This is a genomic window from Stenotrophomonas sp. SMYL11 (genome assembly GCF_036320005.1).
Classification (GTDB): Bacteria; Pseudomonadota; Gammaproteobacteria; order Xanthomonadales; family Xanthomonadaceae; genus Stenotrophomonas; species Stenotrophomonas maltophilia_A.
Genome location: NZ_JAWIRS010000016.1, coordinates 25994 through 39096 on the forward strand (window position 1 = coordinate 25994; position 13103 = coordinate 39096).

The 13103-nt window shown below is 62.9% G+C and carries 13 protein-coding genes; 7 read left to right on the top strand and 6 right to left on the bottom strand.

The genetic code is table 11. The features are described 5' to 3' along the window. Positions 1–16: 16 nt before the first annotated feature. Positions 17–421, bottom strand: a complete 405-nt coding sequence (locus V3B46_RS18215; protein ID WP_107432738.1) for a GtrA family protein — start codon at positions 419–421, stop codon at positions 17–19. After that, positions 418–1392: a glycosyltransferase family 2 protein gene (locus tag V3B46_RS18220; RefSeq protein WP_229301161.1), complete on the bottom strand. Its 975-nt coding sequence runs from the start codon at positions 1390–1392 to the stop codon at positions 418–420. The genes V3B46_RS18215 and V3B46_RS18220 overlap by 4 nt, the downstream gene beginning before the upstream one ends. A gap of 128 nt (positions 1393–1520) precedes the next feature. Here V3B46_RS18220 and V3B46_RS18225 point away from each other — a divergent pair, with 128 nt between their 5' ends. The 3 genes from V3B46_RS18225 to V3B46_RS18235 all read left to right on the top strand — a co-directional run bounded on the left by V3B46_RS18225 (position 1521) and on the right by V3B46_RS18235 (position 4493). Next, entirely contained in the window at positions 1521–2936 is a 1416-nt protein-coding gene (locus tag V3B46_RS18225; protein ID WP_329892547.1) for a hypothetical protein, read from the top strand. 203 nt (positions 2937–3139) lie between these two features. Further along, complete coding sequence (locus V3B46_RS18230; protein ID WP_329892548.1) at positions 3140–4201, top strand: glucosyltransferase domain-containing protein; 1062 nt, start codon at positions 3140–3142, stop codon at positions 4199–4201. A gap of 4 nt (positions 4202–4205) precedes the next feature. Beyond that, positions 4206–4493 (top strand): hypothetical protein, encoded by a 288-nt coding sequence (locus V3B46_RS18235; RefSeq protein WP_329892549.1) that lies wholly within the window; start codon positions 4206–4208, stop codon positions 4491–4493. Positions 4494–4862: 369 nt separating this feature from the next. On the opposite strand, the gene V3B46_RS18240 is transcribed toward V3B46_RS18235, so the two are convergent. Next, positions 4863–5801, bottom strand: coding sequence for an electron transfer flavoprotein subunit alpha/FixB family protein (locus V3B46_RS18240; RefSeq protein WP_154262221.1), 939 nt, complete (start codon positions 5799–5801; stop codon positions 4863–4865). Then, positions 5801–6547 carry an electron transfer flavoprotein subunit beta/FixA family protein gene (locus V3B46_RS18245; RefSeq protein ID WP_012509979.1) on the bottom strand — a complete coding sequence of 249 codons (747 nt, stop codon included), beginning with the start codon at positions 6545–6547 and terminating at the stop codon, positions 5801–5803. Before V3B46_RS18245 ends, V3B46_RS18240 begins: the two co-directional genes overlap by 1 nt. A gap of 284 nt (positions 6548–6831) precedes the next feature. On the opposite strand from V3B46_RS18245, the gene rfbB reads away from it, so the two are divergent. The 4 genes from rfbB to rfbD are packed head-to-tail and all read left to right on the top strand — an operon-like array spanning position 6832 to position 10233. Next, the gene (gene rfbB / locus V3B46_RS18250; protein WP_154262223.1) at positions 6832–7887 is read left to right on the top strand and encodes a dTDP-glucose 4,6-dehydratase; all 1056 of its coding nucleotides are present in this window, start codon (positions 6832–6834) and stop codon (positions 7885–7887) included. A 14-nt stretch (positions 7888–7901) separates the two neighbouring features. Next, positions 7902–8789, top strand: a complete 888-nt coding sequence (gene rfbA, locus V3B46_RS18255) for a glucose-1-phosphate thymidylyltransferase RfbA (protein ID WP_154262224.1) — start codon at positions 7902–7904, stop codon at positions 8787–8789. Next, complete coding sequence (gene rfbC / locus V3B46_RS18260; protein ID WP_154262226.1) at positions 8786–9343, top strand: dTDP-4-dehydrorhamnose 3,5-epimerase; 558 nt, start codon at positions 8786–8788, stop codon at positions 9341–9343. The genes rfbA and rfbC overlap by 4 nt, the downstream gene beginning before the upstream one ends. Then, positions 9340–10233 carry a dTDP-4-dehydrorhamnose reductase gene (gene rfbD / locus V3B46_RS18265; RefSeq protein WP_154262227.1) on the top strand — a complete coding sequence of 298 codons (894 nt, stop codon included), beginning with the start codon at positions 9340–9342 and terminating at the stop codon, positions 10231–10233. Before rfbC ends, rfbD begins: the two co-directional genes overlap by 4 nt. Before the next feature lie 52 nt (positions 10234–10285). Here the strand turns inward: rfbD and V3B46_RS18270 are convergent, their stop codons facing one another. Beyond that, entirely contained in the window at positions 10286–11689 is a 1404-nt protein-coding gene (locus tag V3B46_RS18270) for a mannose-1-phosphate guanylyltransferase/mannose-6-phosphate isomerase (protein ID WP_049398411.1), read from the bottom strand. A gap of 12 nt (positions 11690–11701) precedes the next feature. Beyond that, a complete protein-coding gene (locus V3B46_RS18275; RefSeq protein WP_329892550.1) occupies positions 11702–13048 on the bottom strand; it encodes a phosphohexomutase domain-containing protein in 1347 nt (448 codons plus the stop codon). Between the last annotated feature and the right edge of the window lie 55 nt (positions 13049–13103).

A 13103-nucleotide genomic window follows, 5' to 3' on the forward strand; every position in this document is an offset into this window, starting at 1 on the left:
CCCTGTGCTTCCGGCTTCAGTGCCGGGGTGCAGCGCGGAAGACCCAGGCGTTCATTACCACAAAGACGATGATCGGCACCGCGATGGCCGAGAACAGGATGCCCCAGCGATAGTCCAGGGATGCCTGGGAGATGATTGCCATGCCCCCGGCCGACAACGCGATGTTCAGGCCATGCACCAGCAGGAATCGTGTCGACTCCGTGGACACCTGTCCCTTGGACGCAAAGGTGAAATACTTGTGGGCGATGAAGTTGGGCGGGAGCAGCAGCAGATAGGCCACCACGGTAGCCAGTACCGGGTGCATGCCGCCTTTGCTGACCAGCAGCCAGGTCAGCGCGGAGAACAGCAACGTGCTGGTACCACCCACTGCGCCAAAGCGGACAAGCTTCCCGGCCAGTTGCTTGGCCTGGTGCGACTTCATTGTTGCGTGTCCGGCGCCGGGTTTACGCGCTCGGCAATGGCGTACTGTGTGGGTGTGGTGAAATTGAGCAGGATTCGACCGACGTACTCGCCGATGGCGCCCAGTGCCAACAGTTGCACGCCGCCCATGATCAGGATGGCCACAATCAGCGACGACCAGCCCACAGCAATGCTCGGATCGAGCAGCTTGTGGACGGTGATGAACGCAGCGAAGATGAAGCCAATGGCTGAAATGACCATGCCCGTCAGGGATGCCATCCGCAGTGGTGCGACCGAGAAGCTGGTGGCCATCTTCAACCACAGCGAGATCGACTTCTTCAGGCTATAGCCTGAAGTGCCGTCTTCGCGGGCATGGTGGCCCACGCTTCGCGTGGTGATGCGTGAGGTGGCCGACAGGATCAGGCCATCCAGGTAAATGGCAGGGCCGCGGAACTGCACTACCTCATCGCGAACGCCACGCTTGAACGCTTTGAACGGAGACAGATAAAGCCCTTTGGGCTTCTCCAGCAGCCATGTCGCCACAAGATCGTTGAAGCGGCTGCCGAGGATTTTCCAGGCAGCATGCTTGCGTCCGGTGAACGTGCCATAGCAGACGTCATGGTCGGCATCCAGGGCGTCCACCAGGGTCGGAATATCGGACGGCGCATGCTGCAGGTCGTCGTCCATTGTAACAATGACCCGGCCACGACACTCGCGGAGCCCAGCGAAGATCGCCATGTGCTGTCCGACGTTCTTGCGCAGATTCACCGCCCGGACCCATGAATGGGTTCGGGCCAGCTCGGATGCGACCGCCCAGGAACGGTCCGGGCTACGGTCATTGACCAGGATCAACTCCAGCGCGTATCGCCCGCCGATGGCGGCTTCAATGGCCGCGACGAGCGATGCCAGCGTCTTCTCGCTGCGATAAGCCGGAACAATGATCGAAAGATCGATCTGGCTTGACGGGTCGCCCATAGCCGCGTTGGTCGCCATACCCACCCCGAAGTGGAGGAAAATTCACCTAGTCAGTTAGTATAGGGCCGATCATGGCCCGGTGCACGGCGGGCTGCCCCGTACTGGCCCTGTGCCAGCAGTCCCGGCTGCTGGATTCGGGGCAGCTGATGGACATCATGCGACGTATGAATTTGAATCAGCTGGCCCGCGCTTGTGAGAGCGGGTTTGATCGCCTGGATCGCAGCTATCTGCTGTATGTCGCCCTGATACTGCTGGGCATGTACAGCCTGGGTCAGCTCACCGCGCCGTTCATCGCGCACGATGATTTCGACTGGCTGCTATCCGGTTTCGACCAGGGGTTCGAGACTCCTTTCAGCAAGGCCGGTTCAGAAGGGCGGTGGGGCAACTTCCTGTGGTCCAAGTTCAGCCCCAATCTCAGCATCCAGGCCGCGTTTGGGTTGTATCTGGTCGCGTTTTCGCTGATGTGCGTTGCCATTGCAAGGGTGGTGTCCCCGTCGTCAGGTGTGTTGGCTGCACTGCTGGTATTTCTGTCACCAATGACTGCAGAAACCATGCAGTGGCCGGTGACGCAGGTCACCGGCGTCGTCGTGACGGTACTAGGTTGCCTGGCCATGCAGCGAGCGCAAAGTGATGGGCGAAGGCGCCTCGTGATGGCTGTTGCGGTCGTCGCGGGATTCCTTTTCTATCCTTCCTTCGGCCCTCTTTTCCTGCTCATGTACGCGGCGCGATGCAACGGCAGTTATCGGAGCATCGTGCTCGGGGCGTTGATATATGTGCTGGCGTTTGCCTGCGCTGTGTTGTTGGTCTTCACGTTGAACTACGTGTTTCACGGGACGTTCTCGATCAAGCCGGCAGCGTGGCGTGAAGCGACGCCGCTGATGCACGGCGGTTCGCTGCAGGGAAACATTGAGCGCTATCTGGCGTGGTTCCAGGCGGTCAAGCCGCTTTGGCCCGCCCTTATTGCCGCTGCTGTTGCGTTTGCCCTATGTATCCATCAGCGCATTCGTACCCGCCAATGCCTTGCATTGCTGCTGTCAGCAGCAATGCTGCTGAGCATCGATGCCTCGCTTTCGGTGATCTCTGGCTTATCGATACCCTTGCGCTCAACAGTGTGGCTCTGGCTGCTTTGCGCTGTGCCAATCATCTTTTTGGTGTACGAGCGCAGGGCTCTGCTGCCTGGTCTGCTGCTTGCGTTGCCGCTGGCCTATACCGGTCTGCTCGGCTGGCAATCGGCCTATTCCGGCACCAGGCATGTTTTCCCCGCCATGCAGAGCACCGGAATGGAGATCTTACGGGTCCAGGCGGCCAATGCGGGACGGTTCGACGATGTGATCCTGTTCGGTGACGTACATGGCAATCAAGCCATGGGTTGGCTGCACAGCAATCGAGCCCTGCGCAATTACCTGTTCAAGGATATGTCGATCTACACCCGGCCCTGCGACGATGTGCTCTGCGCCCGTATTCAGAGCGAGATTGATCAGCGTGTGGAAGTCCCGCAGTGGCTGATGGTTGATCGCCATCTTGTCTGGGTGCTGTCTCCACGGAACACGAGTACGTATTGATGCATTACGTTGTCCGATGGTGGAGCCGAGAACATGATTGACTGTGGTCCTCTGCATGCCCGGCTCCGAGGCTTGCTGCCGGCGTCCGCGATGGGGCAGCTGGTACTGACCTGCCTGGTGGTGGCTGGCCTGACCGTTCTGGCCCGGCTGCCCTTTGTACTTTCCCCAGGGCTGTCAACGGATTCCTATGCTTATCTGCAGGGATGGCCGACCTCGACCAGCTCTTCAGCCAAGGCCAGTTCGGGCAGTTCCTGGTCTTCAAGCGGCTGGGCACGTTTGCGATTGATCCCTTGGCGTTCGCGACCCTGTTGCAGGGCATAGGGTTGGTGGCTTTCGCTTTCAGCACTCCTTTGATGTTTGCAGCCTTTGCCGACCGGCGGCAACGCCGCCTCGGTGCGACAGGTCTTGCCGCATTGATGGTCACGCTGCATCCCTACTCGGCGGAAATCCTGACCTTCTCCGAGGCATCATTCACTGCGCTGTTGGCCAGTGCGATGGGCGTCACCGCGATCTTCATCGTGGCGACGCGGCCGCGGTTCTGGTTGTTGGCCTGGATCATGCTGGTGGCAGCGCTGTCCATGTACCAGCTGCTGATCAACTATGCAGCATTGATGATATTGCTGGGTGTCATCCAGACCTATCTGCGGACTGGGGGCGCGTTGCGTGATGAGTGGGTAGCGTACCGTCCTCTGTTTTACGCCATTCTGGTACTGGTTGGTGCCTTGGCGGCGTACCTGTGTATCCACAAGTCGTTGGTGACCACTCTTGGCATCAGTGAAGTCGGCCGAGCCGGTTTTCTTCCGTTGGATAAGCTCTATCTGCGTGCCCAGGAAATTCTCTCGCTAGGCGGATTTCTGTGGCAGCGTACCCTGCTTGTAACGTACGGATCTGCAGCCAAAGGGCTTTTCTGGGGCATGGTTGCGGCAGGCTGGCTGCTGTTGCTGCTTCGTCTTCTGGTACGCCCTCGCATGGGTGCAGTCTTGCCAGTCATCGCGATGGTGCTTGTTCCGGCAGCCGCTATGGGCGTGATCGCGGTTGGTAAGGTTTGGTGGCCTGCGCCGCGCGTGGCTGGGAGGGGTTGTTCTTGCGTGTGCGATGGGCATCTACTGGGTGGGATGGTTCGCGCAGGGCCGGTTGGGGCGGGCGCTGGTTCTGGGACTCGGGGGGATCCTGCTGCTGAGCTTTACAGCGGTGGGTCATCGGGTGCACAGCGATCAGTTGCAGTTGAACGCCTTCGATCGCCTGCTTGCACAGCGCATATATGACGAAATGATCCGTACGCCTGGCTATACGGACCAGATGCCGGTTGCCGTGGTCAATCGCCGCCTGAACTGGGCACATTCCATGCCCTTGGCAACGGCTTGGATGGACCTGAATCTGACTGCGTTCGCCGACAAGCGCGCGTTGAAGGGGCTGCTTGAGCTTTCCAATGGCCGCACTTTGAATCAAGTGCCCGCCGAGCCAGGCGATATCGAAGAATGTGCGGAGCATCCGGCTTGGCCTGATCCCGGTTTTGTTTTGAAGCGACCTGAAGGCGGCATTCTGGTCTGTATTTGACTGCGCGTGGAAGGAGCCGGCCGCCGTGAGGCGGCAATGGTCCTCCCGCCTGCCGCAAAGAGCGTGCATTCCAAAGACCAGGAGGGGCCGATCGCTGTCATTTACTTCCACGGCCTCGGCCACCATGCGGCGGACCTTCCCAGGAGCAATTCTTGGATACTGCGATCGGAATGATGCCCGTGGGAGTAAACAATGGGCGAGATGACCCGTCTTACAGGCCATCGCGGTGAAATCAGAGCGGCGCCGTCAGGGTGTTGATCTCATTGAACATTCCTTTCCCAAGGGGAAATGTGCCAACTCAATTCAGGACGGATCAGGTAAAACAAGAAAGCCCGGCGAACTTCGCCGGGCTTTTTCACATTGCGCTGTTCAGAGCGCCTTCTCTAGTTCCGGCAGGATCGTGAACAGATCCCCCACCAACCCGATATCTGCAATCTCGAAGATCGGCGAATCCGCGTCCTTGTTGATCGCCACGATCGTGCCGGCGTCCTTGATGCCGGTCAGATGCTGGATGGCACCGCTGATGCCGACGGCGACGTACAGCTCCGGCGCGATGATCTTGCCGGTCTGGCCGACCTGCAGGTCGCTGGGCACGTAGCCGGCATCGACCGCAGCACGCGAGGCACCAACGGCGGCACCGAGCTTGTCGGCAAGCTGGAAGATGACCTTGAAGTTCTCTTCCGAACCGACACCACGACCACCGGAAACCACGCGCTTGGCGCTCTGCAGGTCCGGGCGGTCGCTGGCACCGGCGGCCAGGCCGACGAAGCGGGTGTGGGTTGGCAGGGCAGCGTCGACGCTCGCCGCTTCAATGGCGGCGCTGCCGCCTTGGGCGGCTTCCGGCCACGACGCGGCACGCACGGTGGCAACCACGATCTGGTCGGCTGGGGCTTCCACGGTGATGATCGCGTTGCCGGCGTAGATCGGGCGTTTGAAGGTGTGGCTGCCTTCGACGGTCATCAGGTCGGAGACCTGGTTGACGCCGAGCAGGGCAGCCACGCACGGCATCAGGTCCTTGCCGAAGGTGGTCGACGGGCCGAACACGTGAGTGTAGCCCTTGGCCAGCTGCGCGATCTGCGGCGCCAGCACCTGGGCGATGGCCTGCGCGTTGGCGGCGTTGGTCACGGTCAGGACCTTGGCGACGCCAGCGATCTTCGCGGCTTCAGCGGCGACAGCGGCCGGATCGGCGGCCAGCACCACCACATCGATGCTGGCACCGCTGATGGCAGCGGCGGCGCTGACGGTCTTGGTGGTGGCGGCGTTGAGCTTGCCGTCGTGGTGCTCGGCGATGACGAGAATCTTGCTCATTACAGCAGCCCCTTCTGCTTGAGTGCGGCGACCAGTTCGGCCGCGTCCTTGACCATCACGCCCTTGCTGCGCTTGGACGGCGCGGCGTACTGGGTGGTCTTGAAGGTGTCGGCGGCTTCAACGCCGAGATCGGCCAGCTGCAGGGTCTCCAGCGGCTTGGCCTTGGCCTTCATGATGTCCGGCAGCTTGATGAAGCGCGGCTCGTTCAGGCGCAGGTCGGTGGTGACCACCGCCGGCAGATCCACTTCCAGCGTTTCCAGGCCGGCGTCGACTTCACGGGTCACCGTGGCCTTGCCATCGGCAATTTCGAGCTTGCTGGCGAAGGTCGCCTGTGGGCGGCCCCAGAGCGTGGCCAGCATCTGGCCGGTCTGGTTGGCGTCGTCATCAATGGCCTGCTTGCCAAGGATCACCAGGTCCGGCTGTTCCTTTTCGATCAGCTTGAGCAGGGTGCGCGACGCGGTCAGCGGCTGGATGGCCTGGTCGGTGACGACGTGAATGGCGCGGTTTGCACCCATGGCCAGGCCATTGCGCAGGTGCGCCTGGGCATCGGCCGGGGCGATGGTGGCAACCACGACTTCGCTGGCGATGCCCTTGTCGCGCAGGCGCAGGGCTTCTTCCAGGGCGATTTCATCGAAGGGATTGGGGGACAGCTTGACGCCGTCGGTGACCACGCCGGAACCGTCCGGCTTGACCTGAATGCGGACGTTGTAGTCCACCACGCGCTTGTACGCGACGAGGATTTTCATCTGGTACGGGGTCCTTGTAGTGCCGGCCGCTGGCCGGCTCACATTTGCTGGAGATCATCCGGTCCTGGAAAAGCAACCGGTTCGGGGGTGGGACCCCGATTCTAGCTGGCTTGGGGGGACCATGCGAATGCGTATGGTTATGTTGCGGTGCGACAAGGATATGCCGGATGCTATGCCTCGTTCACGGTGCGAAGGCAGTCGTGAAGGTGCCCCCGATGTATCCTGTTGCGCTGAACCGGGTTGCGCTATGCGACCGATATGAATCATCAACAGGAGAACAGGTAGTGCCCACATGGCTTGTCACCGGCGGTGCCGGATTCATTGGCGGTAACTTTGTTCTCGAAGCTGTCGCCCGTGGTGTCAAGGTCGTCAATCTCGACGCATTGACCTACGCCGGTAATCTGAAGACCCTGTCCAGCCTGGACGGCAATCCCGATCACGTTTTCGTGCAGGGCGACATCGGTGACCGCGAGCTGGTAGCGCGTCTGTTGGCCGAACACCGCCCGGACGCCGTGCTCAATTTCGCCGCCGAAAGCCACGTGGACCGTTCCATCGATGGCCCGGGCGCGTTCATCCAGACCAATGTGGTCGGCACCCTGGGCCTGCTGGAAGCAGTGCGCGACTACTGGAAGGCGCTGACGGCCGAGCAGGGCGCGGCCTTCCGCTTCCTGCACGTGTCCACTGACGAGGTGTACGGCACCTTGGGTGAGACCGGCAAGTTCAGCGAAACCACGCCGTATGCTCCGAATTCCCCGTACTCGGCGTCGAAGGCTGCTTCGGACCACCTGGTCCGGGCCTTCCATCACACCTACGGGCTGCCGGTGCTGACCACCAACTGCTCCAACAACTATGGCCCGTACCACTTCCCCGAGAAGCTGATCCCGCTGGTGATCGCCAAGGCGCTGGCCGGCGAGCCGCTGCCGGTGTACGGCGACGGCAAGCAGGTGCGTGACTGGCTGTTCGTGTCCGATCACTGCGAAGCGATCCGTACCGTGCTGGCCAAGGGCCAGGTCGGCGAGACCTACAACGTCGGCGGCAATTCGGAAAAGCAGAACATCGAAGTGGTGCAGGCCATCTGCGCGCTGCTCGATGCGCGCCGCCCGCGTGAGGATGGCCAGCCGCGCAGCAGCCAGATCACCTACGTCACCGACCGCCCGGGCCATGACCGCCGTTACGCGATCGATGCGTCGAAGCTGAAGAACGATCTGGGTTGGGAACCGGCCTATACCTTCGAGCAGGGCATCGCCTTTACCGTCGACTGGTACCTGGACAACCAGGACTGGGTCAACGGTGTGCTCGACGGCAGCTACCGTCTGCAGCGCATCGGCACCACGGCTTGAACCCAGGAGACACCATGACCCAGCGCAAGGGCATCATCCTCGCCGGTGGTTCCGGCACCCGCCTTTATCCGATCACCAAGGGTGTCAGCAAGCAGCTGCTGCCGGTGTACGACAAGCCGATGATCTACTACCCGCTCAGCGTGCTGATGCTGGCGGGCATCCGTGAAGTGCTGATCATCAACACCCCGCACGAACAGGCGTTGTTCCAGCAGTTGCTGGGCGATGGTTCGCAGTGGGGCATGGATATCCAGTACGCCGTGCAGCCGAGCCCGGATGGGCTGGCCCAGGCCTACCTGATCGGCCGCGACTTCGTCGCCGGTAAGCCGAGCTGCCTGGTGCTGGGCGACAACATCTTCCACGGCCACGGTTTGCGTGAAGTATTGAAGCGCGCAGATGAGCGGGTGGATGGTGCGACCGTGTTCGGCTACTGGGTGAATGATCCGGAGCGCTACGGCGTGGCCGAGTTCGACAAGAGCGGCAAGGTCATCGATCTGGTCGAGAAGCCGGAGAATCCCCGTTCGAACTACGCAGTCACAGGCCTGTACTTCTACGATGGCAAAGCCAGTGACTACGCTTCCGAGCTGAAGCCGTCGCCGCGCGGCGAGCTGGAGATCACCGATCTCAACAAACGCTACCTGGAAGAAGGCAATCTGCACCTGGAGGCACTCGGCCGTGGCTATGCCTGGCTCGATACCGGCACCCACCAGTCGCTGCTGGAAGCTTCCAACTTCATCGAGACCATCCAGACCCGCCAGGGGCTGCAGGTCTGTTGCCCTGAAGAAATCGCTTTCGGCAAGGGTTGGATAAGCGCCGAACAGTTGCAGGCGCTGGCCGCGCCGTTGATCAAGAATGGCTATGGTCAGTACTTGAACAAGCTGGCTGAACGAGGCGTAGTGCCGTGAAGATCGTTGAGACTTCGCTGGCAGGATGCCGGGTAATCGAACCGGCAGTGTTCGGCGACTCGCGCGGATTCTTCTTTGAGACCTGGAATGCCGAACGCTTCCAGGACCAAGGCCTGCCGGGCAGTTTCGTGCAGAGCAACGTATCCTCGTCCGCCCGCGGTGTGCTGCGCGGTTTGCACTACCAATGGCCGCGCCCACAGGGCAAGCTGGTGACCGTGCTGGAAGGCGAGGTCTATGACGTCGCCGTGGACATCCGCCGTGGCTCGCCGACCTTCGGCCAGTGGGAGGCGGTGGTGCTGAGCGCTGAAAACCGGAAGCAGTTCTGGATTCCGGAAGGCTTCGCGCATGGGTTTGCCGTGCTTTCCGAACGTGCGCTGTTCAGCTACCTGTGCACCGATGTCTACGTCAAGGAGGCGGATGCGGGTATCCGCTGGAACGATGCTGATATCGCGGTGGACTGGCCGGTCAGCGCACCGACCTTGTCGGCCAAGGACGAGAACGCGCCGTTCCTGAAGGACATCGCTGAAGATCGCCTGCCGGTCTACGTGCCATGACCGTTCTGGTGTTCGGCGGCAATGGCCAGGTCGGCCAGGAGCTGCTGCGCGCGCTGGCGCCGCTGGGTGAAGTGGTTGCCACCACCCGCAGTGGTCAGCTGCCTGATGGCAGCGCCTGCGAGGTGGCTGATTTCGGCCAGCCCGACAGCCTGCCAGCCTTGCTGGATCGCCTGCAGCCGTCGCTGGTGGTCAACGCGGCCGCCTACACGGCGGTTGATCGCGCCGAGCAGGATGCCGAGGCCGCCTTCGCCGCCAACGCGCAGGCGCCGGGTGTGATCGCGCGCTGGTGCGCGGTGCACGGCGTGCCGTTCGTGCATTACTCCACCGACTACGTGTTCGATGGCCAGGGCAGCGCGCCCTACCGCGAAGACGAGCCGACCGCGCCATTGGGCGTGTACGGCACCAGCAAGCGCGATGGCGAGGATGCGGTTCGCGCGGCCGTCGGTCGTCATCTGATCTTCCGCACGGCGTGGGTGTATGCCTCGCATGGCGCCAATTTCCTGCGCACGATGCTGCGGGTGGGCGCCGAGCGTGACCAGCTGCGTGTGGTGGCCGATCAGATCGGCACGCCGACGCCGGCTGCGCTGATCGCTGATGTCACTGCGCAGGCGCTGCAGCATCCGGGGCAGCTGTCTGGCACCTGGCATTTGACCGCAAGCGGCCAGACCAGTTGGCATGGGTTCGCCGAGGCGATCTTCGCCGAAGCGCTGGCGACCGGCGTGTTGGCCAAGGTGCCGACCGTCGAGGCGATTCCCAGTTCCGAATACCCGACCCCGGCCAAGCGCCCGGCCTGGTCGGTGCTGGACAACCGCAAGCTGCAGCAGGATTTCGGCATCGTGCTGCCGACCTGGCAGGACGGCCTGAAGCGGGTGATGGCGGAGATTGCCTGATCCGGCAGGCGAAGTGCCGGCCAACGGTCGGCACCCGCCGCAGGGCGTCGGATCAACTACGCCCGTACGTGTCCTCGAAACGCACGATGTCGTCTTCACCGAGGTAACTGCCGGACTGCACCTCGATCAGCTCCAGCGGCAGCTTGCCCGGGTTGCGCAGGCGATGGGTCACGCCCAGCGGGATGTACGTGCTCTGGTTCTCGCTGAGCAGGATCACCTCGTCGCCGCGGGTCACCTCGGCGGTGCCGCTGACCACGATCCAGTGCTCGGCGCGATGGTGATGCATCTGCAGGCTGAGTGTACCGCCGGGCTTGACGGTGATGCGTTTGACCTGGAAACGCTCGCCGTTGTCGATCGAATCGTAGGCGCCCCAGGGGCGGTAGACCTTGCGATGCCAGGTGGCCTCGCTGCGACCGTCGGCCTTCAGCTGCGCCACCACGGTCTTGACCTCCTGCATGCGGTCGGCCTTGCCGACCAGCACCGCGTCGTCGGTCTCGACCACGATCACGTCATCCAGGCCGACCAGTGCCACCAGGCGCTGTGCATAGGCATAGGTGTTGCGGCAGTCGATCGCGATCACGTCGCCCTGGTGCGCATTGCCATCGCCATCCTGATGCGAGACATCGCGCAGTGCGGTCCACGAACCGACGTCGTTCCAGCCGGCGTCCAACGGAATCACCACGGCGTCTTCGGTTTTTTCCATCACGGCATAGTCGATGGAATCGGAGGGAACGGTGGCGAACGCCTCCTTGTCGAGGCGGGTGAAATCCGAATCGCGACGGGCCTGCTGCCAGGCCTGGCGGCTGCTGGCCAGCATGTCGGGCTGGAAGCGCTCCAGTTCCTGCAGGTAGCGCGAGGCCTTGAACAGGAACATGCCGCTGTTCCAGTAGTACTGGCCGCTGGCCACATAGCCGGTGGCGGTGTCCAGGTCGGGCTTTTCGACGAAACGCTCGACGGCACGCAGGCCCTGCCCATTGGCGGCCTTGATATAGCCGTAGCCGGTTTCCGGACCGGTCGGCACGATGCCGAAGGTCACCAGCTTGCCGGACTCGGCAGCGCTGGCTGCAGCCTGCACGACTGCACGGAACGCAGCCTCATCGGTGATTACATGATCCGAGGGCAGCACCAGCAGCAGCGCATCGGCGCCGTCGCGGGTGGCCTCCAGGGCTGCGACCGCGATCGCCGGCGCCGTATTGCGGCCAACCGGTTCCAGGATGATGGCAGCCGGCTCGGCGCCGACCTGCTGCAGCTGCTCGGCAGCGACGAAGCGGTGCTCTTCGTTGGCGATCACCAACGGGCCGTGGGTGGCAATGGGCGCGACGCGCTGCCAGGTGGCCTGCAGCATCGTCAGCTCGCCTGCCAGCGGCAGGAACTGCTTCGGATACGCCTCGCGCGACAGTGGCCACAGGCGGGTGCCGGAACCACCGGACAGGATGACGGGCTGGATGTTGCTCATGATCTTCCTTGATTACTGCTGGATAAGGCGGGCGATTTCGTCGGTGCGCGCCTGCATCAGCGCTGCGTCGCCGCGGGCTTCAACGTTCAGGCGCAGCAGCGGCTCGGTGTTGGAACTGCGCAGGTTGAAGCGCCAGTCGCCGAAGTCGGCGCTGATGCCATCGGTGTGGTCCAGCGCGGGCGACCGCGCGGCGAAGTGCTCCATCACGCGGGCCACGGCGGCCTTGGCGTCGGCCACCTTGAAGTTGATCTCGCCGCTGCAGGGATAGGCCGCCATGCGGTCCTCGACCCAGTCGGCCAGCGAGCGGCCGCTCTCGGAAATCAGCTGCGCGATCAGCAGCCACGGGATCATGCCGGAGTCGGCATAGGCGAATTCGCGGAAGTAGTGGTGGGCGCTCATCTCGCCGCCGTACACCGCATCTTCGGCGCGCATCTTTTCCTTGATGAAAGCGTGACCGCTCTTGCACAGCACCGGCACGCCGCCTGCCTTTTCAACCATTTCCACGGTGTTCCAGACCAGCCGCGGGTCGTGCACGATCTTGCCACCGGGATTGCGTGCCAGGATGGCCTTGGCCAGCAGGCCGACCAGATAGTAGCCCTCGATGAAGCGGCCGGTATGGTCGAAGAAGAAGCAGCGGTCGAAGTCACCGTCCCAGGCAATGCCGAAGTCGGCGCCATGTTCGCGCACTGCATCGGCGGTGGCGGCGCGGTTTTCCGGCAGCAGCGGGTTGGGAATGCCGTTTGGGAAGCTGCCATCGGGTTCGTGGCAGATGCGGATGAACTCGAACGGCAGGTGCGGTGCCAGCAGGTCGACGATGGCGCCCGCACCACCGTTGCCGGCATTGACCACCAGCTTCAGCGGCTTGAGCTTGGCGGCGTCGACGTAGCTCAGCAGGTGCCGGATATAGGTGCTCTTGTCATGCTGGGCGGTCTGCCCGGCGCGTGGCGGCTGGGCCTCGGACGTATCGACGGCGACCGCATCGGAGATCGCGAACAGGCCGGTATCGGAGCTGATCGGGCGGGCGTTCTCCTTGACCAGCTTCATCCCGTTGTAGTCCATCGGGTTGTGGCTGGCGGTCACCATCACGCCGCCGGCTGCGCCGAGGTGATCGGTCTGGAAGTAGACCTCTTCGGTACCGCACAGACCGATGTCGATCACCTCACGACCGGTACCGCGCAGGCCTGCGGCCAGTGCATCCTGCAGCGCCGGGCTGGTCAGGCGCACATCGTGGCCGAGGACCACCGGGCCGGGAGCGAGCTGCGCAGCCAGGGCGACGCCGATGCGGCGGGCCAGGTCTTCGTTCAGTTCTTCCGGCACACGGCCGCGGATATCGTAGGCCTTGAAGGCGGGCAGGGGCATCGATCAGTTCCTTTGTGAGCTCAGTCCCCAATTGTAGTCCCAGTCATGTATGGGA